This window comes from Saccharibacillus brassicae, from assembly GCF_006542275.1.
Taxonomy (GTDB): Bacteria; Bacillota; Bacilli; order Paenibacillales; family Paenibacillaceae; genus Saccharibacillus; species Saccharibacillus brassicae.
This window is the reverse complement of the sequence record NZ_CP041217.1, coordinates 4,699,996-4,723,736: the sequence shown is the minus strand read 5'-3', so window position 1 is coordinate 4,723,736 and position 23,741 is coordinate 4,699,996. Positions and strand designations below refer to the sequence as shown.

The following is a 23,741-nucleotide window of genomic DNA, read 5'->3' as shown; positions in this document are numbered from 1 at the left end:
CTGTAACCGACAGGCGATCCGCGATTCGAAGCTTTCGGGCTTCGAACGCAGGGCTAGTCAATAGACACGGAGTCCTGCGGCATTTCGCCGTCGTACGTGCGTTCTCTGCCGAATTCTTCCTCGGCCTGCGTCTCGCTCTTGATATCGATCTTCCAGCCGGTCAGCTTCGCCGCAAGGCGGGCGTTTTGGCCTTTGATCCCGATCGCAAGCGACAGTTGATAGTCGGGCACGATGACGCGGGCCATTTTCTCGGCTTCGAACACTTCGACTTCGATCACCTTGGAAGGGCTAAGGGCGTTCGCCACATATTCTTCCACGCTCTCGGAGTAATTGACGATATCGATCTTCTCGCCGCGAAGCTCGCCTACGATGGTCTGTACGCGGATGCCTTTTGGGCCTACGCAGGAACCGACCGGATCGACTTCGGGATTGCGGGAGTAGACCGCGATTTTGGAGCGGAAGCCCGCTTCGCGCGCAACCGACTTGATTTCGACGACTCCGTCGAAAATTTCGGGCACTTCAAGTTCGAACAACCGCTTCAGCAGGCCCGGATGCGTCCGGGACAAGATGATCTGCGGCCCTTTGGTCGTATTCTCGACCTTCGTGATGTAGCCTTTGATCCGTTCGTTATGCGCGAACTTCTCACCCGGCATCAGTTCGGTCAGCGGCAGCGCCGCTTCGATCTTGCCGAGATCGACATACAGGTTCCGGGCGTCCATGCGCTGCACGGTTCCCGTCACGATGTCTTCCGTCTTGTCGACGAATGCGTTGTAGATCAAACCGCGTTCCGCTTCGCGTATGCGCTGCGTTACGACCTGCTTCGCCGTTTGGGCGGCGATGCGGCCAAAGTCGCGAGGCGTCACTTCGAGTTCCGCGATATCGTCGATTTGCAGATGCGGGTTGATCTCCCGCGCGCCTTCGAGCGAAATTTCGGTTCTGTCGTCGAGCACTTCCTCCGCGACCAATTTACGCGCATATACTTTTATTACCCCGGTATTGCGATTCATATCCACACGCACGTTTTGAGCCGTATTGAAATTGCGCTTGTAACTCGAAATCAGCGCCGCTTCAATCGCTTCGAAAAGAATCTCCTTGCTGATTCCTCTATCCCGCTCCAGCTCGTTCAAAGCTTCAATGAAATCCGTACTCATTTGCCCAACGCTCCCCCTTTCAGGACTCTCTATATTAGAAAATAATAGCCAGTCTGGCGCTGGCGACCTTGTCGTAAGGCACAGCCGCCTGCTTCTTGCCGATGGCGATCACAAGTTCTCCCTCTTCGAACGAAAGCAGCTTGCCTTCGAATTCCTTCGATCCGCCGATCGGCTCGTAAGTCGTAACGAAAACGTCTTTACCGACCGATTTCAGGACGTCTTCCGCTTTTTTGAGCGGACGTTCGGCTCCCGGCGAAGACACTTCCAGGAAGTAAGCCTCCTCGATCGGATCGTTCTCGTCCAGTTTCTGGCTCATGTACTCGCTGATCTGCCCGCAGTCGTCGATATCGATGCCTCCGTCCTTGTCCACGTAAATGCGCAAGAAATAGCTTCCGCCTTCCTTGACGTATTCCACGTCGACCAGTTCGAATCCCTGTTCGTTCAGGTACGGTTCGATCATCTCTTCTACGGTTGATTTAATCTTTGGTGTGCTCAAGCATTCACCCTCCAAGCGTTGTCAGGTTCCGTCCGCAAAGGCGGCGCAGAAGATATCAGCCCAAAAGTAAAGAGTGGGTTGCCCCACTCTCTACACAAAGATCTATCTCCTACTGGGTCTAACTCCAAAATCCTACTCCGATTATACCATAATGCCCGAGTGGTGACAAGTACGGACGCTTTACAAACGCCTCTGCTGCGCTCTTTCTCAGAACAGCGACAGCTGGTTGCTCTCCGGCAGGCCGCGGAAACAGCCCAGCTGGTTCAGCAGTTCGATGATCGTTTTGGAAGCTTTCGATTTTTGCTGGAAGTCTTCGATCGACAGGAATTCGCCGTGGTCGCGCGCCGAAGCGACGCTTTTCGCGGCGTTTTCGCCGAGACCGGCAAGCGCCGAGAACGGGAACAGGAGGCTCGTTCCGTCCACCGTGAACTTGTTGGCGTCTGAGCGGTACAGGTCGATCGTCTTGAACGTGAATCCGCGGGCCGTCATTTCGAGCGCCATTTCCAAAATCGGCAGCATCGCTTTTTCTTTCGGCAGCGCCTGGAAGCCTTTTTGCTCGATCTCGACGATCTTGCGGCCGATCGCTTCGTATCCCTGGCAGAACAATTCGATTTCGAAATCCGCCGCGCGGACCGAGAAATACGTCGCGTAGTATTCGATCGGATGGTACAGCTTGAAATAAGCGGTCCGCACGGCCGAGATAACGTAAGCCGCGGCGTGGGCTTTCGGGAACATATACTGGATTTTGAGGCAGGAATCGATGTACCAGTTCGGCACTTTGCAGCGCTTCATCTCGTCGATCCATTCCTGCGGCAGCCCTTTGCCTTTCCGTACGCTTTCCGTAATCTTGAACGCGAGGCTCGCATCCATGCCGGCTTTGTAGATCAGGAACAGCATGATATCGTCCCGGCAGCCGATTACGGTCTTGATGTTGCACGTTCCGTTCTTGATCAGTTGGTCGGCGTTGCCGAGCCATACGCCCGTTCCGTGCGAAAGTCCCGAGATTTGCAGCAAATCCGCAAAGCTCGACGGCTTGGCTTCGATCAGCATCTGGCGGACGAACTTGGTGCCCATCTCCGGCACGCCGTACGTCGCGACCGGCGTACGGATCTGCTCCGGCGTAACGCCAAGCGATTCCGTCGAATTGAACATGCTCATGACTTTGGGATCGTTCATCGGAATGCTCGTCGGATCGACGCCGGTGAGATCCTGCAGCATCCGCATCATCGTCGGATCGTCGTGGCCCAGAATATCGAGCTTGAGCAGGTTCTCGTCGAACGCGTGATAATCGAAATGTGTCGTTTTCCATTCCGCGTTCACGTCGTCGGCCGGGAACTGCACCGGCGTGATGTCTTCGATCTCCATGTAGTCCGGCAGCACGACGATACCGCCCGGGTGCTGCCCGGTGCTGCGCTTGACGCCGGTACAGCCGGAAGCGAGCCGGTTCAGCTCCGCCGAACGCCAGCGCTTCTGATGCTGTTCTTCGTACTTTTTCGCAAACCCGAAAGCCGTCTTCTCCGCGACCGTGCCGATCGTGCCCGCCCGGAACACATTGTCCGGCCCGAACATGATTTTGGTAAAATTATGCGCCTGCGGCTGGTATTCGCCGGAGAAGTTCAAGTCGATATCGGGAACTTTGTCGCCCTTGAAGCCGAGGAACGTCTCGAACGGAATATCGTGCCCTTCGCCGAGCATCGTCGACCCGCAGTCGGGACACTCTTTGTTCGGCATGTCAAAACCGCTTCGCACGCTGCCGTCAAGGAACCATTCGCTGTGTTTGCAGTCGGAATTGCGGCACACGTAATGCGGCGGCAGCGGATTGACCTCGGAGATGCCGAGGAACATGGCGACGACGGACGAGCCGACGGAACCCCGCGAACCGACCAGATAGCCGTCCTGGTTCGACTTTTTGACCAACCGTTCGGAAATGAGATAGTTGGCGGAGAAGCCGAACTTGATGATCGGTCCGAGTTCTTTTTCCAATCGTGCCACGATCACTTCCGGCAGTTCGTCGCCGTACATCGCTTTGGCTGTCGAATAACAGGTATCGCGGATCTCCTGATCGGCGCCTTCGATAACCGGCGTATACAGTTCGGAAGGAAACAGCTTGAGTTCCTCGAACCGGTCCGCAAGCTCCGAGGTGTTGGTCACGACGACTTCTTTGGCTTTTTCCGCGCCCAAAAACTTGAACTCTTCCAGCATCTCTTCCGTCGTGCGCAGATGCGCGTCGGGCTTGTTCTGGTCTTTGAGCGGGCTGAAGCCGGTAATGCCGTGGATCGTAATGTCGCGGTACAGCTTGTCGCGGGGATCGAGATAATGCGCATTGCCTGTCGCCACGACCGGCTTGTTCAGCTTGCTGCCGATCTTGCACACTTTTTCGACCGCAAGCTTCAATTCTTCCGCGCTGCCGACGAGCCCTTTGTCCACCAGATGCATGTACATGGTGAGCGGCTGGATCTCCAGAATGTCGTAGAACTGCGCCACTTCTTCCGCTTCTTCAACTGTTTTGTTGAGCACCGCTTCGAAAAACTCGCCTTTTTCGCAGCCGGACAAAATCAGCAGCCCTTCGCGCATTTTCTCAAGCTTCGATTTGGGCATGCACGGCACCCGTTTGAAATGCTCGGTATGCGACATGGAAATAAGGCGGTACAGGTTCTTTTTGCCGACATCGTTCAACGCGTAGATGCCGCAGTGGAACGGACGGGAGTTGGACAGGTCTTTGCCGACGAAATCGTTCAGCCGGCTCAGGTTGTTGAGGCTGCGCTCTTTGATCGCTTCGTCGATCAGTCCGTTCAGGATGCCGCCGAGCGCTATCGTATCGTCGATCGCGCGGTGATGGCTTTCGAGCGACACTTTGTATTTGGTCGCGAGCGTGTTCAACCGGTGATTTTTCATCGTCGGATGCAGCAATCGCGCAAGTTCCAGCGTATCGAGCACAGGATTCTCAAGTTCGGGCAGGTCGAAGTTTTTCAGCGTCGCCTGAATGAAGCCCATATCGAACCTTGCGTTGTGCGCCACCAAAATGCCGTCGCCGGCAAATTCGACAAACTCGCGGATAACGCTGTCGATATCGGGCGCACCGCGCACCATGTCGTCCGTAATGTTGGTCAGCTGCTGGATATGGTACGGAATACGCTCATGCGGATCGACGAACGTGGAATACCGCCCCGTCTCGTGCCCTTCTTTCATTTTGACCGCGGCGATCTCGATGATCTTGTTCTGCGTGATCGACAGGCCGGTGGTCTCGATATCGAATACGATATACTCGGCCGTCTTCAATTCTTCGTCACGCGGATTGAGCACGACGGCTACCGCATCGTTGACCACGTTCGCTTCGACGCCGTAGATCATTTTGATGCCGTTCTTTTTGGCCGCTTTGGCCGCGTCCGGGTAACATTGCACGCCGCCGTGGTCGGTGACCGCGATCGCTTTGTGGCCCCATTTCGCCGCGCGCTTGACGTACTCTTCGATCGAGCAGACGGCGTCCATCGTACTCATCTTCGTATGCAGGTGGAACTCGACCCGTTTGTTCTCCGCGTTGTCCATACGAATCGGCGGCGTTTTGATCTCCATCAGGTCCGACGGGATCATGACGAGTTCCGGAATCTGCATGAACCGGTCCAATTCGACGCGCCCGCGCGCTTTGACCCACTTGCCGTTGGCCAGCAGGCTCATCACTTTGAGGTCTTCTTTGTTCTTGGCGAACATTTTCATCTGCAGCGAATCGCTGTAATCCGTCAGATAGTAAGTGAACAGCGTGCTGCCGTTGCGAAGTTCCTTGCTCTCCAGGCCGAAAATCAGACCCTGGATCGTCACTTTCTTCTCTTCGTCCTGCAGGTTCTGCAGCGGAATCGCTTCGTCGCGAATATCGTAGCCGACCTGCAGCTTGATGTTCTCGTCGTTCTCGCTGCCTTCGCCCGCACTGACTTCGGCGTCGATCTCGGCCATCATCTTCTCGATCGCGGCCATCTCGTCGCGGCGGCGCATCTCGTCGAATGCCGCTTTGGCGGCCTGCGAAGCCGCTTCTCCTTCGCCCACGTTAAGCTTCACCTGAAGTTGAAGTCCGAAATATTTGGCGTAAAAATCGGTCAGCGCGCGATCGATATTCCGTTTGCGGCCCAGTTCCAGCGACGTCGCGTCGGCAAACGATACGGTCGTCATGTTCCCTTCCGTTACGGCCTGCGCCCGCGCCATCCAGCCGTTGACCGAAGGGATTTCGCGCTGCGCCCATTCGATGAACAGCTTCCAGTATTCGTCGACGATCTCGCCCTGCCGATTCTCGCCCGTATATTGAAACAGGAAGCGGATTTTGGCAATATGCTTCAGCCGCTCCTGTATTTGCAAACAAAAAGTCCGGTAGATCTGCGCCGGTACCAGCGTGTCTTTGACGAGCACGATTTTCCAATCCCGATTCGACCGGCTGATCTCCACCCGTTCGATATGGCCGTCGTTAAAATAAGGGTCCGCCGCGCCGGCCGGCATCTCGGCCTGCCTCATCAGCAGTTCGAGCCGCTGTCTGCGCTCTGCCGTCTCACTCATCGTCTGTCCCCCTTTGTTTCTTAAAAAGCGAAGAGCTTCCGCGGCGGGCATCCTTCTTCGCCCCGCCGCCGGAAGCTTTATCCCGAGCCAGCCTTCATCCGGTTGTCCGGCCGTACCGGCCCGGTGTCACGCTTTTCTCCCGCCTCGTTCCGATCGAACGGCGGCGGGCGCTTTGAATTAATACGCTTTGGCGAATACGACCGTATGCTTGGATGCTTCTCCGCATGCCACGCACGTATTTTTGCGTTCCTGCGGATCGAACGGAATGTTGCGGCTCGTTGCGCCCGTCTCGGCACGCACCGTGTCTTCGCAGGCTTCGCTTCCGCACCAGCCGGCGAGGAAAAATCCGCGTTTTTCTTCCATCTGCGCACGCATTTGATCCAGATTGTCCACGGCGTGGAAATGTTCGTCGCGGAATTCGAGCGCCCGCTTGAACATGCCGGTCTGCACGTCGTCGAGCAGCTGCTTGACGTCGGCGACCACGTTATCGAGCTGCACGGTCAGCTTGTCGCCGCCCAGGCGCGAAGCCAGCAGGCAGACGCCGTTCTCGATATCGCGCGGCCCGATTTCGATCCGGACCGGCACGCCGCGCATTTCGTATTCGTTGAATTTCCAGCCCGGACGCACGTCGGCGCGGTCGTCCATGGCGACGCGAATGCCGGCCGCTTTGAGTTCGGCAAACAGCGCGTCGGCGCGTTCGATGACCATATCGCGCATTTTCGGCGGGCCGATCGGAATAAGGATAACCTGGGTCGGCGCCACTTTCGGAGGAATGACCAGGCCGCGGTCGTCGCCGTGCGCCATAATCAACGAGCCGATCAGGCGGGTACTCGTTCCCCACGACGTCGTATGCGTGAATTCCAATTCGTTGTCGCGGTTCAGGTATTGGATTTCGAACGCTTTGGCGAAGTTCGTGCCCATGTAATGGGACGTACCGGCCTGCACCGCTTTGCCGTCTTTCATCATGGCTTCGATCGAGAATGTGTCGACCGCGCCCGCGAATTTCTCGGAAGGCGTCTTCTGGCCCATGATGACCGGCAGCGCGAGGAAGTCTTCGACGAAATCGCGGTACAGTTCGAGCATGCGCATCGTTTCTTCGCGTGCGTCCTTCTCGTCTTCATGCGCGGTATGGCCTTCCTGCCACAGGAATTCGCTCGTGCGCAGGAACGGCATCGTACGCTTCTCCCAGCGCATGACGTTGGCCCATTGGTTGATCAGCACCGGCAGGTCGCGGTACGATTTGATCCATTTGGAATACATATGGCCGAACATCGTCTCCGAAGTCGGACGCACCGCCAGACGTTCTTCGAGAATATCGCCGCCGGCTTCCGTAACGAACGGCAGCTCCGGGTTGAATCCTTCGATATGCTCTTTCTCTTTTTGGAAAAAGCTTTCGGGAATCAGCATCGGGAAGTAGGCGTTGCGGTGTCCCGTTTCCTTGAACCGGCGGTCCATCTCCTGCTGAATATGTTCCCAAATTGCGTAGCCGTCCGGACGGAACACGATGCAGCCGCGAACCGGCGCGTAATCCATCAATTCCGCTTTTTTGATAACGTCGATGTACCAGCGCGAAAAGTCTTCGCTCTGCGGCGTGATTTCCGTAACGAACTGTTTGTCCTGTTTGTCGCTTGCCATGATATTCCCTCCGTTTATCGAACGAACCTAAGTTAAGCTATCCTCTGATGATGCGTAAAATATCGTTGTACGTGACGGCGATCATCAGCAGGAAAATGAGCCCGAAGCCGACGAAATGTACGATGCCTTCCTTGTTCGGATCGATCGGCCGTCTGCGGATCGCTTCGATCCCGAGGAAAATGAGCCGGCTGCCGTCGAGCATCGGAATCGGCAGCAGGTTGAAAATGCCGAGGTTGATACTGACGAGCGCCGTCCACAGAATCATCTGGTCGATGCCCTGGCTCGCAATCTGCCCGGTCGCCTGAAGCGTACCCACGGGACCGGCGAGCTGGTTGATGTCGAAGCGTTCGAACACCAATTTGCGCAGCGCGTCCAAAATCGCCGTACTGCCGTTTTTGAACGATTCGCCCGCAAACTGGAACGTCTCGGTAAAGGAAGCGGTGCGCTTGAGCTGGCTCAGCGCGATGCCGACCTGAAGCACTTCGCGCCCGTCTTCCGTTTTGACCATTTTCGGCGTAACCGGGATTTGCAGACTTTCGCCGCCGCGCTGCACCGACATCTCGACCGGCTGTCCGCCGGAAGCGTTGATCAGTTGGGTGACGGTGGACAGTTCGCCTTGCACCGGCTGTCCGTCGATCGATTGCACCACGTCGCCTTCTTGCAGCCCGGCGGAAGCGGCCGGCGTTCCGGCTACGACGCTCGACACTTCGACGCCCGTCGCTTTCTCGTCCGGCACGCCTGCCACCTGTACGTAGATCAGGAACAGCACGAAAGCCAGCACGAAGTTCATCAGCGGTCCGGCAAAAATGGCCAACGCCCGTTTGCCGACGCTTTTGCTGCGGAATTGACGGTCTTTGGGCGCCACCTGAAGCTCTTGGCCGCGTGTGACGATATCCGCTTTGCGATCGACTTCCAAATGCTGCGTTTCGCCGTCGACGTTCAGGCGAATCTGCATCCGTTCTTCGATATCGATCCATTCGATCTCGCCGATTACGACATTGCGGCGATTATCGAGCTGGTCGAGAAAAATTTTCTTGACGACGCCGGCATCCGACAAACGGACGGCGATCGTCTGCCCGGGCTGGATCGGATCGAGTTCGGGATCTTCTCCGGCCATTCGAGCATAGCCGCCGAGCGGAAGCAGGCGCAGGGTGAACATCGTCTCGTCTCGTTTATAAGCAAACAGCTTGGGACCGAAGCCGATCGCAAACTCGCGTACGAGAATCCCCGCGCGCTTGGCAAAGTAGTAATGTCCCCATTCATGGACCGTAACGACGACGAAAAACATCAATACGGTCAGAACGACGATCTGAAGTGTCATCATATCTGGTCTGATCCTCCCTGTGGGTCAAGCCCCGAATATCGCGTAGATTCCGTTATTCGGAAGCGATCCGCCTTGCCCATTCGTCGGCTTCGCGAATCGTCTCCAGATCGGGATCGGCCGAGGCGACGTGCCGTGCCGATACGTTCTCCAGGATCTCTTCGATCTGCAGGAACGAGATTTCGCGGCGCAAAAAGCGTGCGACCGCGACTTCGTTCGCGGCGTTGAATACGGTCGGTGCGGTTCCTCCCATTCTACCACACTCATAGGCCATTCTTAAACAAGGGAAGCGGCCGAAATCCATCTCCCGGAAGTTCAGCCTGCCTACTTCGGCCAGCGACAATCGCTTGGTCCGAAGCGGAATGCGATCCGGGTAAGTGAGCGCGTATTGAATCGGAACCCGCATATCGGGGTTGCCGAGCTGGGCGATCAGGCTCGTATCTTCGAATTCCACAAACGAATGGATGATGCTCTCGGGATGCAGCAGCACCCCGATCTCGTCGTAGCCGAGACCGAACAGCCAATGCGCTTCGATCACTTCGAGCCCTTTATTGACCATCGTCGCCGAATCGATCGTGATCTTCGCGCCCATCGACCAGTTCGGATGCTTGAGCGCGTCTTCCACCGTCACGCCCGCCAGCTCTTCCCGGCTCAAATGACGGAACGAACCGCCCGAAGCGGTCAGCGTGATGCCGAGCAGCCGCTCGCGCGGTTCTCCGTTCAAGCATTGGAAAATGGCGGAATGTTCGCTGTCCACCGGCAGAATCGAAACGCCTTTTTCGGCGGCGCGGCGCATTACGAGATGGCCGGCCGTTACGAGCGTCTCCTTGTTGGCGAGCGCGATCGTTTTGCCTTCGTCGATCGCCGCAAGCGTCGCCGGCAGCCCCATGCTGCCTGTCACGGCCGTGACGACGGTATCCGCGTCTGTTCCTGCCGCGATCTCGATCAGCCCTTCTTCGCCGAAATAGACCTGTGTGCCTGCGGGTACCTGCAATTTCAGCGCCTGAGCGGCTTCCCGCGTCGCGACCGACACTTTGGACGGCTTGAACTGCCGGATCTGCTCCAGCAGCAGCTGCGTATTGCCTCCGGCCGCCAACGCTTCGATCTCGAAACGTTCGGGATGTTCGGCTACGACCTGCAGCGTCTGGGTTCCGATCGAACCGGTAGAGCCGAGCAGCGCGATTTTTTTCGTCATGCTTGATATGCCCCTTTCCTTCTCCTTGCCGAATCGGTCTGCCGCGGCCCGCGGACTAGTAAGGAAGCAAAAGCAGGATATGTACGAACGGGAATACGGCCAGCCAACTGTCGCAGCGGTCCAATATCCCTCCGTGACCGGGAAGAATGCTGCCCGAATCCTTGATTCCGTATACGCGCTTGTAGGCGGACTGAATCAGGTCCCCCATCTGTCCGACGACCGAAGCGGCCAGGCCGATCAGCATCGCGCGCAGCGGGTCTACCATATCCGGCGCGGCCAGCGAAAATCCGAGCGCGATCAGAACGGCGATCAAAATGCCTCCGACCGCTCCTTCGATCGTCTTGTTCGGACTGATCGCGGGCCACAGCTTGTTTTTGCCGAACGCTTTGCCGGTGAAATACGCTCCGGCATCGCTGCCCCAAATGCTGAGCAGCAGCATGAACGTCCAGAACAGTCCTTGCCCGTCCGGCGTTTCGCGCGAGATGGCAATATAATAAAAACCCAAGCCGACATAAGCCGCGCCTAGAAACAGCAGCGATGCCTGCCTGATATTGATTTCGTTTTTGGTAAGTACGGTTGCGCAGAGCAGCAGCAACAGCATAAGCCAGGCCGCATGCAGAGGAGGAAGCGGAAAATCCATATTCCATACATGCCAGGGAAAGGTCAGGTAGGCGACGCCTACGTAGCCGATCCAGGCTTCCGACCGAAACGGCGCCCCCGTGCTCATCTTCGCAAACTCGTAGTAGCCGACAAGGGCCATCAGCATGATCAACGCCGGGTACCAGATGCCTCCGACTACGCACAATCCCAAGAACAACACGCCGGCTACCACGCCGGTTATAATTCGTTGTTTCACCGTTTCATCCTCCGTCCGGGCAACGCCGCTATTTCAAACCGCCGTACCTGTTCGCTTGGGCCCCATCGGGCTCAGGCGCCCGGCGATCATTTCAAACCGCCGTAACGACGCGTACGCCGCTGGTATTCCGCTACCGCTTCCCTAAGATGTTCCCTGCCGAATTCCGGCCAATACGCGTTCGTGAACCACAGTTCGCTGTACGCGATCTGCCACAGCATAAAATTGCTGATGCGCAGTTCGCCGCTCGTGCGGATCAACAAATCGGGGTCGGGCATGTCGACGCTTTGCAGATGCGCGGAAATCATGGCCTGATCGATGTCTTCCGCTCTGATCCGTCCCGCTTCGACGCCGCGGGCGATTTCGCGAATGCCTTCGACAAGCTCTCGGCGGGCTCCGTAATTCAAAGCGAAATTGAGCACGAGTCCGGTGTTGCCCTGCGTGCGGCGAATCGCTTCCCGCATCGCTTTGAGCGTATGTTCGGGCAGGTTTTCCATATTGCCCATCATGCGTACCTGTACGTTTTTCTGAATCAACTCTTCAAGTTCAAGGGCCAGGAACTCCTGCGGCAGCCGCATCAGGAAGTCGACTTCCTCTTTGGGCCTGCTCCAATTTTCCGTGGAGAAGGCATACAACGTCAGATAGCGCACACCCATTTCGTCCGCCGCGATCGTGGCCCGCTTGACCGCTTTCATCCCGCTTTGGTGACCGACAATGCGCGGCATGCCGAATTTTTTGGCCCATCTGCCATTGCCGTCCATGATGATGGCGATATGCTGCGGTACGTTCTCTGCCGACGGCTCGGCCGGTCCGGATGCCAGCTCGCGTTCCTTCGGACCGATCCACGAGCGAAACCGATTTATCATGTCTTCTCCCCCATGCCTTCAGCTCCCGCGGATGTCCCTAAAAAAGACACAACCCCACCTGGAACGGAGGGGTCGCGGGGTCTTAAACTTCCATAATTTCTTTTTCTTTTGCAGCGATGACTCGATCGACTTCCGCGATATATTTATCCGTAAGCTTCTGGATGTCTTCCTGATGGCCACGGGATTCGTCTTCGGAGATTTCGCCTTTTTCCATCTTCTTGATATCGTCGTTGGCATCGCGGCGGATGTTGCGTACAGCCACTTTGCCTTCTTCGCCGAACTTCTTCGTCAGCTTGACGAGTTCGCCGCGGCGTTCTTCGGTCAGAGGCGGAATGCTCAGTCGAATCGCGTTGCCGTCGTTGCCCGGCGTCAGACCGAGATCGGATTTCTGGATCGCGCGCTCGATTTCGCCCAGCGAAGACTTGTCCCACGGTTGAATCATCAAAGTCCGGGAATCCGGCGTGTTGATGTTCGCGAGTTGGCTAAGCGGAGTCGGAGCTCCGTAGTATTCGACTTGAATCCGGTCCAGCAGAGCCGGTACCGCACGGCCGGCGCGCAGCGTGCTCAGGTCGCGTTGAAGCGCCTGAATCGCTTTGCCCATCCGTTCTTCCGCGTTTTTCTTCACACTTTGAGGCATCTTAATCTACACTCCCTTTGACGATCGTTCCGATTTTTTCACCGAGAACGACTCTTTTGATATTACCCTTTTCGGTAATGGCAAATACGATCAGCGGAATATTGTTGTCCATGCACAAGGAAGAAGCGGTAGAGTCCATTACGCCCAGATTCAGGTTCAGCACTTCCATGTAGGTCAGCTGTTCGAACTTCTCCGCGGTGCTGTCGACGAACGGATCGGCCGAATAGACGCCGTCCACTTTGTTCTTCGCCATCAAGATGACTTCCGCTTCGATCTCCGCGGCGCGCAGTGCGGCCGTCGTATCGGTCGAGAAGAACGGATTGCCCGTACCGGCTGCAAAGATCACGACGCGGCCTTTTTCCAGATGGCGGATGGCTCTGCGGCGGATGTACGGCTCGGCGATCTGCTGCATGGCGATCGAGGTCTGAACGCGGGTCGGCACATTGATCGACTCCAGCGCGTCCTGAAGCGCCAGCGAGTTCATGACGGTTGCCAGCATCCCCATGTAATCCGCCGTCGAACGGTCGATGCCGCTCGCACTGCCGGCAATTCCCCGCCAGATGTTGCCGCCGCCGCAGACGACGGCGACTTCGACACCCAGTTCCACGACTTCCTTGATTTGTTCGGCAATATCGGCAATGGTCAATCCGTCAATTCCGTATCCGTTCTGTCCCGCAAGCGACTCGCCGCTGACTTTGAGTACCACTCGCTTAAATGCAGGCTGCATCAATTATACCCTCCGCTTTTTTCCGCTGCCTGCGTAAGGGCGGGAACCCTGGTTAAAAAAGAAGGAACACCAAGTGTTCCCCCCATACACAGAAGCTGTGATTGTTCTTTAGTTACCGGTCTGAATTACTTGACTTGAGCCATAACTTCTTCAACGAAGTTGTCGACTTTTTTCTCAAGGCCTTCGCCCAGTTCGAAACGTGCAAAACGACGGATGGAGATATTTTCGCCGATCGTGCTTACTTTTTCGTTCAGCAGCTGCGAAATCGTTTTGTCCGGATCTTTAACGAACGATTGCTCCAGCAGGCAGTATTCTTCGTAGTATTTGTTGATGCGGCCTTCAACCATTTTCTCAACGATTTTTTCCGGTTTGCCTTCGTTGAGCGCTTGGGCTTTCAGGATTTCTTTTTCTTTCTCAAGAGCTTCTGTCGGTACTTCTTCACGACGAACGTAGAGCGGGTTAGCGGCAGCGATATGCATCGCGATGTCGCGCGCGAAGCTCTTGAACTGGTCGGTTTTGCCGACGAAGTCCGTTTCGCAGTTGATTTCCACGAGAACGCCGATACGGCCGCCTGCGTGGATGTACGATTCTACCGTGCCTTCTGTAGCGGTACGGCCGGCTTTGTTCGCTGCTGCGGACAAGCCTTTTTCGCGGAGTACGTCTACCGCTTTGTCGATATCGTTGTTGGTTTCTTCCAGCGCTTTTTTGCAATCAAGCATACCTGCGCCTGTTCTTTCACGAAGTTCTTTTACCGCGCTCGCGTTTACTGCCATTGTTGATTACCTCCAGATAAGTATTGGTTTGCGGGATTTACCCCTAAAAAAAGGGCGGTTAAGAGGCTATTCACCACCAACCGCCCTCTTTTATTAACTCTGCCTTCGTCTTGGGTCAAGCACCGAGATCGGCGCCGCCGGACTTATGCAGTTGTTTGTTCGCCTTGGTTGCCTTCGATGATAGCGTCGGCCATTTTACCTGTCAGCAGTTTAACGGCGCGGATCGCGTCGTCGTTGCCTGGGATAACGTAGTCGATTTCGTCCGGATCGCAGTTCGTGTCGACGATGCCCACGATCGGAATGTTCAGCTTGCGTGCTTCTGCAACAGCGATACGCTCTTTACGAGGATCGATGATGAACAGCGCGCTAGGCAGTTTTTTCATGTTCTTGATGCCGCCGAGGAATTTTTCGAGGCGATCCTTCTCTTTGCGGAGCAGGATAACTTCTTTCTTAGGCAGAACTTCGAACGTGCCGTCTTCTTCCCAAGCTTCGAGCTTTTTCAGACGGTCGATCCGCTTTTGGATCGTTTGGAAGTTGGTCAGCGTGCCGCCGAGCCAACGTTGGTTGATGAAGTACATGCCGCAGCGTTCCGCTTCGTCTCTTACGGAATCCTGAGCTTGTTTTTTGGTACCTACGAACAAGAGCGTACCGCCTTCGCCAGCCAGGCTTTTCACGAAGTTATAAGCTTCGTCAACTTTCTTGACTGTCTTTTGCAGGTCGATGATGTAGATTCCGTTTCTTTCGGTAAAAATGTAACGATCCATCTTCGGGTTCCAACGACGAGTTTGGTGACCGAAGTGTACGCCAGCTTCGAGAAGCTGTTTCATGGAGATAACTGCCATTCTCCATACACCTCCTATGGGTTTGGTTTTTTTGATGTACCTCCGCCGAAATCATCTTCCATGGAGACTCTGCCCTGGGCAAAGCACCTTCCACAAAATCAATCAGCGTGTGTTTTAACACCGTTTTCTAGTTTATCATAATGAATTGCGCTGCGCAATCCCCAACAGCATTATTTAGGCGCGAAAACCATTTTTGCGACCGAACGCAAAAAAAGCCGCGGCTTCCAGACGAAGTCGCGGCTTTTTCGGCAATCTATTCTTTTTTGGGCGTCGAGATTTCCTGAATGATCTCTTCGTAGGAATCGCCGGGCTCGAACGCATAATCGCCGACCTGCAGTTTCGCGGTCACGCCTTCCTGCGCAGCGAGGCGCTGGAAAGCGGCGGCGTCTTCGACGATACCCGCGCTCTCGAGCGCGCGCGACACGGTTTGAAGATTCATGCCGCTTTCGATCTCGAACGAAACGCGGGAATTTTGCACAGCCGCCGATTCCTGCGGCTTCAGGTTGCCGGAAGCGGCCGGCTTGGCCGGTTCTGGCGCCGGCTGCTCGGTAGCAGCCGGCGCGGCCGGTTTCGCAGGAGCGGCAGGCTCGCTTGCGGACGACGAAGACGGCTCGGCCGGCTGCGCCGTCTCTTCGGCGGCAGGCTTGCTTGCGGCCGGCTTGTCGCCGGCGTTCGGCGCTTCCGCAGGCTGGGCGGCCTGCGGCTTGGTCGGCGCTTCGGCCGTAGGGGCGCTGGTCGTCGGCGCTTTGGACGTAGGCGTTTGCGCGTCGGTCGCTGTGGCAGCCGGAGCGCTATCGCTTTGAGGCGCGGTCGTCGTCGGGGTGGCTTCGGAATCCGTATCCGCCGGAGGTGCTTCGGTATCCGGGGCCGCCTCCGGAGTCGCTTCGGGAGTCTTCGCTTCCGAATCCGTTCCTGCCTCGGGAGCCGTTTCCGCATCGGAAGCCGGCCCGGTCGCCGGAACGTCGGCCTCGTCGCCGGCAGCAGCCGGCGTGCCGGTGTCGGCGGCCGGTTCATTCCCTGCGGGTTCGTTATCGGCCGGAGCCGTGTCCGTCCCTTCCTGCTGCGTCCGGGTGCTTGGCGTGTCCCCGGAAGCGGGCAGCGCTTCGCGGCCCGTCTGCGCCAGCAGCATCAGCTGCAGCAGCAGCGCACCCACGATGATCCCGATCCCCAATCCGAACATAAACGAGCGATTTTTGAACACTACGCTTCCTCCCTTTTCGCCAACCGCAAAATCAGCTGGATCTCGCCTCGCTGGAGCCCTGTCGCTTTAGCGATGGCATCCACCGATTTGCCCTGATCGTGCAGCTCGAAAAGCTGAGGGTAGCGGTTGCGTACGGAATCTTCCGGCTCCGCTTCAAGTTCCGGTTCCGGGGCGGGCGCGATCGCCGCAGGTTCGCCTGCCGGCTGAACGAAAGCATCCCGGGCGATCCGCATCGTCGCAAGCGGCGCTTCGATAGCGGACAGCTGCTCGATTTTGGCTTCATGCTTGCCTGTCGTGCGTTCCATTTCCGACAAGCGGGTACGCATTTCTCCGAGCTGTTCTTGCAGCGACAGCTGCTTGGCCCCGGTCTCCTGGCGGATTTGCACCAGCAGGTTGACCAGGTCGTCATTTTCTTTTTCCATTTCGGCCATGTACTGTTCAAGGGTTTGTTCCACTTCTTTTACGACGCGATCGCTCCCGGAAGAGGGCTTGGACGCCGATGCCTTCGGAATAAGAAAGGCATACACGACGGCCGCAGCTCCGAGCAGAACCACGTAAAGCCAGGCATCGTTCATCTCAGTTTCCTTTCTTACAGCGACAAGTCTAGATGTTTTCCTTTGAAAGGATGGGGCGCGGCCGCAAGCCGGGCTTCCGCTTCTTCCCGTTCGCGGCTATCGTCGGAACCGGACTCGTGCTGCCCGGATCCGTGTCCGTCCTTGCGGATTTTCGTATCGGCCGCTTCCGCGGTCGGCGCGCTTCGGTGACGGGCGCGCTCCAGCTCGACGTTTGCCCGCTCGGCAATCTGCATCTGGTCGGTCAAGGGACGCTGAAGCTGTTCATGCTGCATACGGCTCGTTTCCGGAGCGCGGTGAACCGCCAATTGAACTTCGATCGCTTTCATCATGAAGCCCCCCTCATTGCTTGTGCATCCGATTCAAACGTCAAAAACCGCCAGCGAATGCTCAGCGATTTGCGGACATGACGATATCGCCTTCCTGATATTGAAAAGACACCCGAGATGCCGTTTCCTTCAGAAATTTGGTGTAACGACCGATAACAACTTTGGCGCCTCCGTAAATCGTATCGTTCACGACGACGCGCGCCCGGCTGGCATCTTCCAAAATGTGTTCGATTTCGAAGATCCGTTCTTTGACGTCGGCCCGGTTTTTTTCCTGCTGCCGCTTGGTCACGCTCAGTTTGGCGCGAAGTGCCAGCTTGTCGGCGTTCAACGTACCGGCCTGCGCCATTTGATCCAGCATCCCGAGCGCCTGCGTCGTTTTTTGCACATTGTCGGCGGCTTCGCGCAATTTGTTATGTAGGTCCGCCAATTCATTGCGAAGATTCGGCAGAACGCCTACTTCGATTGCCGTGGCCGTCGCCATCGTGTTCCCGATCGTTCTGGCCGTCACACTTTCGCCCGCCTGGACATGCCCGCCGACGATTAGCCCTTTGGTTCCGCCGCAAATGACGTCTTTTCCGGCTCTTACTTCGGAATGCATAATGCTCTGCGAGACGAAGATCGTATCTCCGGCTTCCACGTTGCCGTCCTGAATAAACGAACTTTTCACGTTCATTCCGGCTTTGACGATGCCTTTATGGTAACCGATAATTCCGCCCGTGATTTCGATCGAGCCTTCGGCAAACAATTCGGCGCCTTCGACGCCTCCCTGGACCCGGATGTCTCCGGCCGCTTTGACGCGGAATCCCGGCAGCACGCTGCCCCGGATCACGACAGTACCCACGAAATCGACGTTGCCGCTGCTGTAATCCACGTCACCGTGCACTTCATAGACGGTAAATACGTTGATTTTTCCGTTATCCGTCCGACTGACCATGCCTTCGATCGTCGCGTACAGCGATGTATGATTTTCGTCCGTCACGACGTTTTTTCCGACTTTGAATCGAATTTCCTTGCCGGGTTTGAACGGAGCTTCTTCTCCCGTTACCGTGGTGCCCGACGTTCCCGGCCGGGAAGCGTGTCTGCGGGCCAACAGCTGGCCTTTGCCCACGTTTTTGAGACGGATCAGTTCTTTGTAGTCGACTCGGCCGTCTTCGCGTTCCATCGGTCTGGCTTCGTCTTCTTGTTCGAACATGAATTCAATGTAACCGTCTTTGCCATCGATCGGCGCGAGCCCCCTGGCAATTTCAAAGTCTTCCAAAGCATACGTTTGCGGCGAGGCGACGAACGCAGCGATACGATCCTGCAGCAGCCCGAACCGGACATCGTGATCGTGCAAAAATTGGTTCAAACTCTCTTCCGTACAAGCAAAGTCTTCTTCCGCTTTCAAGAAACGCAAACGGGCCGACATTTTGGAGGGCTCGAATACGACAGCAAGATGCCGGTCCAAAGCCAGATGTTCAACCACGGATAACTCCCCTTTCGGATTTCCCAACTTTCCCTATCCAAGGCCAGAATCCCCCCGACCTCTTGTCGCTCAAGTGTTACCGATCCTGCATAAGCAGGCTTTTTTGCTTGTCCAGCGTTCCGCGCAGACGCAAAATCGCTTTGGAGTGCAGCTGCGATATGCGCGAAGGAGACAGCGACATGACTTCCGCGATCTCGCTCAGCGACAAGTCTTCGAAATACAGCAGCGAGATGACGATCCGCTCTTTTTCGGTCAGCTTGTCGATCCCTTTCGCCAAAGCTTCCTTCAAATAAAACTCGTTCACTTTGTGATCGGGATTTTTGGCTTTTTCGTCGACCAGCACCGAAATCCGGGTCTCCGATTCTTCGTCGCGGATCGGATCTTCCAGCGACACAAGCGACATGACCGATACGTCCTGAAGCATCTGCTGGAATTCTTTTTCGGAAATGCCCAAAAACTCGCTCATCTCCAGGTCCGAAGCGCCCCGCATGTTTTCCTGTTCCAGCCTTTGGTAAGCTTCCTCGATCTTTTTCGCTTTTTCCCGCACCGACCGAGGCACCCAATCGCCTTGGCGCAGTCCGTCGAGAATCGCACCCCGTACCCGCCAGGAAGCGTAAGTCTCGAATTGAAGACCCCGTTTATAATCGAATTTTTCGATTGCGTCGATTAGCCCCATGACCCCGTTGCTTGCCAGATCGTCTTTGGACACGTTTTTCGGGAGTCCCACCGCCAGTCGCGAAGAGACGTAATCGACAATGGATAAGTGATTCTCGATCAGTTTCTTCTTGGCTTCGATATCGTTATGCTCTTTCCAGCGAATCCATAAATCCAGGTGGTTCAACTGACCGGATTTGCGTTCATCCATTGTTATCTCCCTCCTTCATCTTCTGTGAGATGACGTACGGCTTTCGCCAGTTCTTCGGGATCGTTATCTTGCGTCGATACCAACTTTGGCGGATTGAGCGGCTTGAATCCGTTTGACTGCGCAGTTCGCTCGTCGGTCATCCGAGTCTTATCCGCTTCCGGTTTTAACAAATCGTTTAATTCGTCGCTTTCATCGGGCGTTACCAGATCCAGCCTGGATCCCCGCATGTCCTCGTCCGGAATGCCATCCGGCGCAGAAGAGCCGCTGCCCTGATTTTCTTTGGGCAGCGGCTCAAGTGCTCCGAGCACGATGCGAAAAAGAAACGCCAGGAGAAACCAGACCAACGCTCCGACGCCTCCCCGAATCAAACTGGTTACGGGGAGGTTGGTTCGGACCGCGAATAGAAAAGTAACTACAAATCCGATCAAAGCGAATATCAGATTTACTCTTATGGTTCCCTTCATCGCTACAATTCCTTTACCCCTTTTTGAACGCTGCGTATGGTCAAAATCCCCGTTTCCGAACTGATTTCAATCGTTCGGCCGTAATTGGCTCCCGTATCTTCGGCAAACAGCGATATGCCCAGTTTTTTGAGCATTTCTTTGCACGATTCCACGTTGCGCGGACCGATACGCATCGTATCTCCGCTTCCGGCAAACGCGAACATCTGCGCCCCGCCGGCCATTTTGGCGACCAGCCGCCGTTTGGAAGCGCCCAGATCCACCAATCGGTCGACCAGCGCCGGCAGGGCCGTATCCGCATACTTGGCAATATTGATTTGACTTTCCCGAGCGATATCCGACGTAGGCAGCATGACGTGAGCCATACCGGCCACTTTGACCTGCGGATCGTACAGTGTCAAGCCGACGCAGGAGCCGAGTCCCGTGGTACGAAGAATTCCGGAATTCCCGACTACGTTGAGATCGGCCATGCCGACTTTGACCAGATTTTGTCCGTCAGTCATTGTCGAACGGAACTCCGAGCGCCGTAAAGATTTTGTTGAACGATTCCGGATCGGGGATGAGGAAAAATTGTCCCTCAACCTCATCGTTGCCTTGTACGAATGTCGTGTCGATCAACAGCGCCGCATCGCCCATCTCTCCGAACTGGATCATTCCGTAGCTGAGAATCGCCCCCGCCATATCCAGCGCAAGCGCGGGAACGGTAGGTGACATCGCCAGATTCGTAAAGTCGGCCAGGGACGACAGATACGAGCCGGCCAAAATGTTGCCGATTTCGCCAAGAGCGGACTGCTCCATCTCCGACAGTTCCAATCCTTCCGTCGGCACGAAAGCGCCAAGACGGCGCAGGAGCGACTTGCCGGCTTCAGGCGCCATAATGTAGAACAGATTGCCCGGAGCGTCTCCTTCGACCCGGAAAAAGACGGTCAGCACGATTTTTTCCGCGCCGCCCACCTTTTCCGCAATGTCTTCGAACGGAAGAAGCTGTACTTTGGGTACTGCCATGTCGATCGGTTTGTTCAGCAGCTGGGATAACGCGGTGGCGGCATGACCGGCGCCGATATTGCCGACTTCCTTCAGTACGTCAAGCTTGAAGCCTTCCAGTTTCGAATAAATTTCCATCGCTTAATCCTCAAGCTGTTCGAGGTGGGCTACTTCACCGCGATTCAGCACTTCCGCCAGATTCAACATGATCAGCAGACGATCTTCGCCGACTTTGGCCACTCCGTCCAAATACTTCGCTTTGACTCCGCCGACGACTTCCGGAGGCGAATCGATATTGTCGCGGTCGAGATCGACGACGTCGTTGGCCGCATCGACGATAAAGCCGACTTCCATATCGCCGACAGCCACGATAATAATCCGGGTCTGATCGGTGTACGTCGTCTCTTCCAGGTTGAACCGGCCTCTCAGGTCGATGACCGGAATGACCACACCGCGCAAATTGATGACCCCTTTGATAAAGGAGTACGTTTTCGGTACGCGCGTAATCGGCATCATGCGCTCGATCGTGCGCACTTTATCCACGTCGATACCGTACTCTTCATTACCCAATGCAAACACGATTACCTTAATTTGTTCTGCCACAAAAAAATCCCCCTTTATTGGGCCTTGGCCCTTGACCGCGTTAACGATTCCGTCGGCGGCTTTCCTCCGCAATCCTGAATCCTACGCAGGCTCGAAACGTAAGTCGAACCCGGCCAAACGGCCGGGATTCGATTATTTGATCAGCGCGTTCGGATCGAGAATCAAAGCCACCTGGCCGTCCCCGAGTATCGTAGCGCCGGAAATCCCCGGAACTTGAGGCAGGTATTTGCCCAGGTTCTTGATGACGATTTCGTTTTGGCCGATGAACGAGTCGATGGCCAAAGCCGCCAGGCGATCGCCTTTGCGAATAACGACGATCTCCGTTTCTTCTTCATCCTCTTCGTTGTAATCCACGGCGTCGAAGAAGCGGCTCAGCGACATGAGAGGAATGTGGGCATCCCGATAAGGAATCAGTTTGCTGCCGTGCACGTTGCGGACCTGTTCTTTGCGGATGATACCGGTCTCCACGATGGAAGACAGCGGGATCGCGTATTTCTCCGAACCGAGACGAATCATCATCGCGGAGATGATCGACAGCGTCAACGGAAGCTGGACCGAGAACAGCGTGCCTTGGCCGAGCGTCGACGTCACCGCGACATGGCCGCCCAGGGAAGCGATCTTGGACTTGACGACGTCGAGGCCGACGCCGCGTCCCGAAATGTCGGAGATCACTTCCGCCGTGCTGAAGCCCGGAGCGAACAGCAGTTGATATACCTGCTCGTCCGTCATCGAACGCGACTCGTCTTCGGTCACGACGCCTTTTTTGAGCGCCGAAGCCAGAATTTTGTGCCGATCGATGCCTTTGCCGTCATCTTCGATTTCGATGAAGACATGGTTGCCGCTGTGGAAAGCGCGCAGGTTGACGGTACCCGTCTCCGGTTTGCCCGCGGCTACGCGCTCGGCGATCGATTCGATGCCGTGATCGACCGAGTTGCGCAGCAGGTGGACGAGCGGATCGCCGATCTCGTCGATGACGGTACGGTCGAGTTCGGTCTCGGCTCCCGTGATGACCAGGTCGAGCTTTTTGCCGAGCGACTTCGCCAGATCGCGCACCATGCGCGGGAAGCGGTTGAACACCGTATCAATCGCGACCATCCGCAGCTTCATGACGATATTCTGCAAATCGCTGCTGACGCGGCCCATATGCTCGACCGATTCGGTCAGTTCCTGGCTTTTGATTTCCGTGGCCAGCTGTTCAAGCCGGACCCGGTCGATCAGCAGCTCGCTGAACAGATTCATCAGCACGTCGAGACGTTCGATATCGACGCGGATCGTCCGCGAAGGCGCGGCGACCACTTTTTTGGCGGCTGCCGGTTTGTCTTTGTCGGCTGCCGCTGCAGGTGCCGCTTCCACGACTGCCGCTTCGATGACGGCCGGCGCTTCTTCTTCGACGTCCGCTTCGAGTTTCTCCGCCAGTTGGCTCAGCGTGTCCATGTCGATCGAGACCAATTTCGCATCTTCGATTTCCGACAGGTTCAAAATCATCGACTGCAGTTCTTCCGGATCTTTTTCGGTAATGAAATAAAGCGAGAAACTGCGATCGAATTTCTCCTGCTCGATTTCCTGAACGGTCGGATGGGACTTGACGACTTCGCCGCTTCGTTCGAGCAGATCGAAGACCATGTAGGCGCGAGCCGCTTTCAGTTGGCAATCCTCCCGTATGGAAACTTCGATATAGAGTACCCGATGTCCTGCCGTGAGCGATTGTTTGAGAATGGAATGTTGGAATTCGTCCAGCTGGATCTGTTTTTTGGAGATCGGAACGCCCGAAACGGCGTTCGGGGATGCCGGAGCCGAAGCGCCAGCGGCCGAGGGCACCGATCCTTCGCTGCTCGGCACTTCGCCGCGCACGATCGACTGCAGGGAAGCGACGATCGCCGTAACGTCCGCTTTGCCTTCGCCGCCCTGCGTAATATCTTGCACCATTGCGTCAAGCGCGTCGAGACTTTTGAACAGCGTATCGAAAATGAAGTTTTGCATTTTCAGCTTGTCGTTGCGCACCAGATCGAGCACGTTCTCCATTTGGTGGGTAAGCGCGGCCAAGTCTTCGAATCCCATTGTGGCCGCCATGCCTTTCAAGGTGTGCGCGGAGCGGAAAATAACTTGCACGATGCTAATATCCTCGGGGCTGCCCTCAAGTTCCAGCATTTTTTCGTTCAACGATTGCAGATGATCATTCGACTCATCAATAAACATAGATAGATACTGATTCATGTCCATTGCGAG

General features: G+C 56.1%; 22 protein-coding genes. All 22 read right to left on the bottom strand.

The window, feature by feature from the left end; all coding sequences use genetic code 11:
* Positions 1-53 precede the first annotated feature (53 nt).
* The 22 genes from nusA to FFV09_RS19665 all read right to left on the bottom strand — a co-directional run bounded on the left by nusA (position 54) and on the right by FFV09_RS19665 (position 23,735).
* The gene (gene nusA, locus FFV09_RS19775) at positions 54-1,151 is read right to left on the bottom strand and encodes a transcription termination factor NusA (protein ID WP_141449432.1); all 1,098 of its coding nucleotides are present in this window, start codon (positions 1,149-1,151) and stop codon (positions 54-56) included.
* Between the two features lie 34 nt (positions 1,152-1,185).
* Positions 1,186-1,647, bottom strand: coding sequence for a ribosome maturation factor RimP (gene rimP, locus FFV09_RS19770; protein WP_141449431.1), 462 nt, complete (start codon positions 1,645-1,647; stop codon positions 1,186-1,188).
* A gap of 207 nt (positions 1,648-1,854) precedes the next feature.
* The gene (locus FFV09_RS19765; protein ID WP_141449430.1) at positions 1,855-6,186 is read right to left on the bottom strand and encodes a PolC-type DNA polymerase III; all 4,332 of its coding nucleotides are present in this window, start codon (positions 6,184-6,186) and stop codon (positions 1,855-1,857) included.
* 177 nt (positions 6,187-6,363) lie between these two features.
* Positions 6,364-7,821, bottom strand: a complete 1,458-nt coding sequence (gene proS / locus FFV09_RS19760) for a proline--tRNA ligase (protein ID WP_141449429.1) — start codon at positions 7,819-7,821, stop codon at positions 6,364-6,366.
* Positions 7,822-7,858: 37 nt separating this feature from the next.
* Positions 7,859-9,145: an RIP metalloprotease RseP gene (gene rseP, locus FFV09_RS19755; protein WP_141449428.1), complete on the bottom strand. Its 1,287-nt coding sequence runs from the start codon at positions 9,143-9,145 to the stop codon at positions 7,859-7,861.
* A gap of 52 nt (positions 9,146-9,197) precedes the next feature.
* The gene (locus FFV09_RS19750; RefSeq protein ID WP_141449427.1) at positions 9,198-10,337 is read right to left on the bottom strand and encodes a 1-deoxy-D-xylulose-5-phosphate reductoisomerase; all 1,140 of its coding nucleotides are present in this window, start codon (positions 10,335-10,337) and stop codon (positions 9,198-9,200) included.
* Positions 10,338-10,392: 55 nt separating this feature from the next.
* On the bottom strand, positions 10,393-11,193 hold the full coding sequence (locus FFV09_RS19745) for a phosphatidate cytidylyltransferase (RefSeq protein WP_141449426.1): 801 nt from the start codon (positions 11,191-11,193) through the stop codon (positions 10,393-10,395).
* 86 nt (positions 11,194-11,279) lie between these two features.
* On the bottom strand, positions 11,280-12,056 hold the full coding sequence (locus FFV09_RS19740) for an undecaprenyl pyrophosphate synthase (RefSeq protein ID WP_141449425.1): 777 nt from the start codon (positions 12,054-12,056) through the stop codon (positions 11,280-11,282).
* Between the two features lie 82 nt (positions 12,057-12,138).
* Positions 12,139-12,693, bottom strand: coding sequence for a ribosome recycling factor (frr, locus tag FFV09_RS19735; protein ID WP_141449424.1), 555 nt, complete (start codon positions 12,691-12,693; stop codon positions 12,139-12,141).
* Position 12,694: 1 nt separating this feature from the next.
* Complete coding sequence (gene pyrH, locus FFV09_RS19730; RefSeq protein ID WP_141449423.1) at positions 12,695-13,423, bottom strand: UMP kinase; 729 nt, start codon at positions 13,421-13,423, stop codon at positions 12,695-12,697.
* Between the two features lie 122 nt (positions 13,424-13,545).
* The gene (gene tsf, locus FFV09_RS19725; protein ID WP_141449422.1) at positions 13,546-14,193 is read right to left on the bottom strand and encodes a translation elongation factor Ts; all 648 of its coding nucleotides are present in this window, start codon (positions 14,191-14,193) and stop codon (positions 13,546-13,548) included.
* 143 nt (positions 14,194-14,336) lie between these two features.
* Positions 14,337-15,035 carry a 30S ribosomal protein S2 gene (gene rpsB, locus FFV09_RS19720; protein WP_141449421.1) on the bottom strand — a complete coding sequence of 233 codons (699 nt, stop codon included), beginning with the start codon at positions 15,033-15,035 and terminating at the stop codon, positions 14,337-14,339.
* 253 nt (positions 15,036-15,288) lie between these two features.
* Positions 15,289-16,236: an endolytic transglycosylase MltG gene (locus FFV09_RS19710; RefSeq protein ID WP_141449419.1), complete on the bottom strand. Its 948-nt coding sequence runs from the start codon at positions 16,234-16,236 to the stop codon at positions 15,289-15,291.
* Positions 16,236-16,811 carry a DUF2802 domain-containing protein gene (locus tag FFV09_RS19705; protein ID WP_141449418.1) on the bottom strand — a complete coding sequence of 192 codons (576 nt, stop codon included), beginning with the start codon at positions 16,809-16,811 and terminating at the stop codon, positions 16,236-16,238. The genes FFV09_RS19710 and FFV09_RS19705 overlap by 1 nt, the downstream gene beginning before the upstream one ends.
* A 14-nt stretch (positions 16,812-16,825) precedes the next feature.
* Positions 16,826-17,140: a hypothetical protein gene (locus FFV09_RS19700; RefSeq protein ID WP_141449417.1), complete on the bottom strand. Its 315-nt coding sequence runs from the start codon at positions 17,138-17,140 to the stop codon at positions 16,826-16,828.
* Between the two features lie 58 nt (positions 17,141-17,198).
* Positions 17,199-18,602: a flagellar assembly protein A gene (locus tag FFV09_RS19695; protein ID WP_141449416.1), complete on the bottom strand. Its 1,404-nt coding sequence runs from the start codon at positions 18,600-18,602 to the stop codon at positions 17,199-17,201.
* Positions 18,603-18,678: 76 nt separating this feature from the next.
* Positions 18,679-19,467 (bottom strand): FliA/WhiG family RNA polymerase sigma factor, encoded by a 789-nt coding sequence (locus tag FFV09_RS19690; RefSeq protein WP_141449415.1) that lies wholly within the window; start codon positions 19,465-19,467, stop codon positions 18,679-18,681.
* A 2-nt stretch (positions 19,468-19,469) separates the two neighbouring features.
* On the bottom strand, positions 19,470-19,811 hold the full coding sequence (locus FFV09_RS19685; protein ID WP_246098388.1) for a hypothetical protein: 342 nt from the start codon (positions 19,809-19,811) through the stop codon (positions 19,470-19,472).
* A gap of 122 nt (positions 19,812-19,933) precedes the next feature.
* Positions 19,934-20,431 carry a chemotaxis protein CheD gene (locus tag FFV09_RS19680; RefSeq protein WP_141449413.1) on the bottom strand — a complete coding sequence of 166 codons (498 nt, stop codon included), beginning with the start codon at positions 20,429-20,431 and terminating at the stop codon, positions 19,934-19,936.
* Positions 20,424-21,050 (bottom strand): chemotaxis protein CheC, encoded by a 627-nt coding sequence (locus tag FFV09_RS19675; RefSeq protein WP_141449412.1) that lies wholly within the window; start codon positions 21,048-21,050, stop codon positions 20,424-20,426. Before FFV09_RS19675 ends, FFV09_RS19680 begins: the two co-directional genes overlap by 8 nt.
* A gap of 3 nt (positions 21,051-21,053) precedes the next feature.
* Entirely contained in the window at positions 21,054-21,515 is a 462-nt protein-coding gene (locus tag FFV09_RS19670) for a chemotaxis protein CheW (protein ID WP_141449411.1), read from the bottom strand.
* Between the two features lie 132 nt (positions 21,516-21,647).
* On the bottom strand, positions 21,648-23,735 hold the full coding sequence (locus FFV09_RS19665; protein ID WP_141449410.1) for a chemotaxis protein CheA: 2,088 nt from the start codon (positions 23,733-23,735) through the stop codon (positions 21,648-21,650).
* Positions 23,736-23,741 lie beyond the last annotated feature (6 nt).

Coding starts and splice junctions, on each gene's coding strand:
- nusA (WP_141449432.1), bottom strand. CDS start 1,151: ATGAGTACGGATTTCATTGAAGCTTTGAACGAGCTGGAGCGGGATAGA.
- FFV09_RS19765 (WP_141449430.1), bottom strand. CDS start 6,186: ATGAGTGAGACGGCAGAGCGCAGACAGCGGCTCGAACTGCTGATGAGG.
- proS (WP_141449429.1), bottom strand. CDS start 7,821: ATGGCAAGCGACAAACAGGACAAACAGTTCGTTACGGAAATCACGCCG.
- rseP (WP_141449428.1), bottom strand. CDS start 9,145: ATGATGACACTTCAGATCGTCGTTCTGACCGTATTGATGTTTTTCGTC.
- FFV09_RS19750 (WP_141449427.1), bottom strand. CDS start 10,337: ATGACGAAAAAAATCGCGCTGCTCGGCTCTACCGGTTCGATCGGAACC.
- FFV09_RS19740 (WP_141449425.1), bottom strand. CDS start 12,056: ATGATAAATCGGTTTCGCTCGTGGATCGGTCCGAAGGAACGCGAGCTG.
- frr (WP_141449424.1), bottom strand. CDS start 12,693: ATGCCTCAAAGTGTGAAGAAAAACGCGGAAGAACGGATGGGCAAAGCG.
- tsf (WP_141449422.1), bottom strand. CDS start 14,193: ATGGCAGTAAACGCGAGCGCGGTAAAAGAACTTCGTGAAAGAACAGGC.
- rpsB (WP_141449421.1), bottom strand. CDS start 15,035: ATGGCAGTTATCTCCATGAAACAGCTTCTCGAAGCTGGCGTACACTTC.
- FFV09_RS19705 (WP_141449418.1), bottom strand. CDS start 16,811: ATGAACGATGCCTGGCTTTACGTGGTTCTGCTCGGAGCTGCGGCCGTC.
- FFV09_RS19700 (WP_141449417.1), bottom strand. CDS start 17,140: ATGATGAAAGCGATCGAAGTTCAATTGGCGGTTCACCGCGCTCCGGAA.
- FFV09_RS19690 (WP_141449415.1), bottom strand. CDS start 19,467: ATGGATGAACGCAAATCCGGTCAGTTGAACCACCTGGATTTATGGATT.
- FFV09_RS19680 (WP_141449413.1), bottom strand. CDS start 20,431: ATGACTGACGGACAAAATCTGGTCAAAGTCGGCATGGCCGATCTCAAC.
- FFV09_RS19675 (WP_141449412.1), bottom strand. CDS start 21,050: ATGGAAATTTATTCGAAACTGGAAGGCTTCAAGCTTGACGTACTGAAG.
- FFV09_RS19665 (WP_141449410.1), bottom strand. CDS start 23,735: ATGGACATGAATCAGTATCTATCTATGTTTATTGATGAGTCGAATGAT.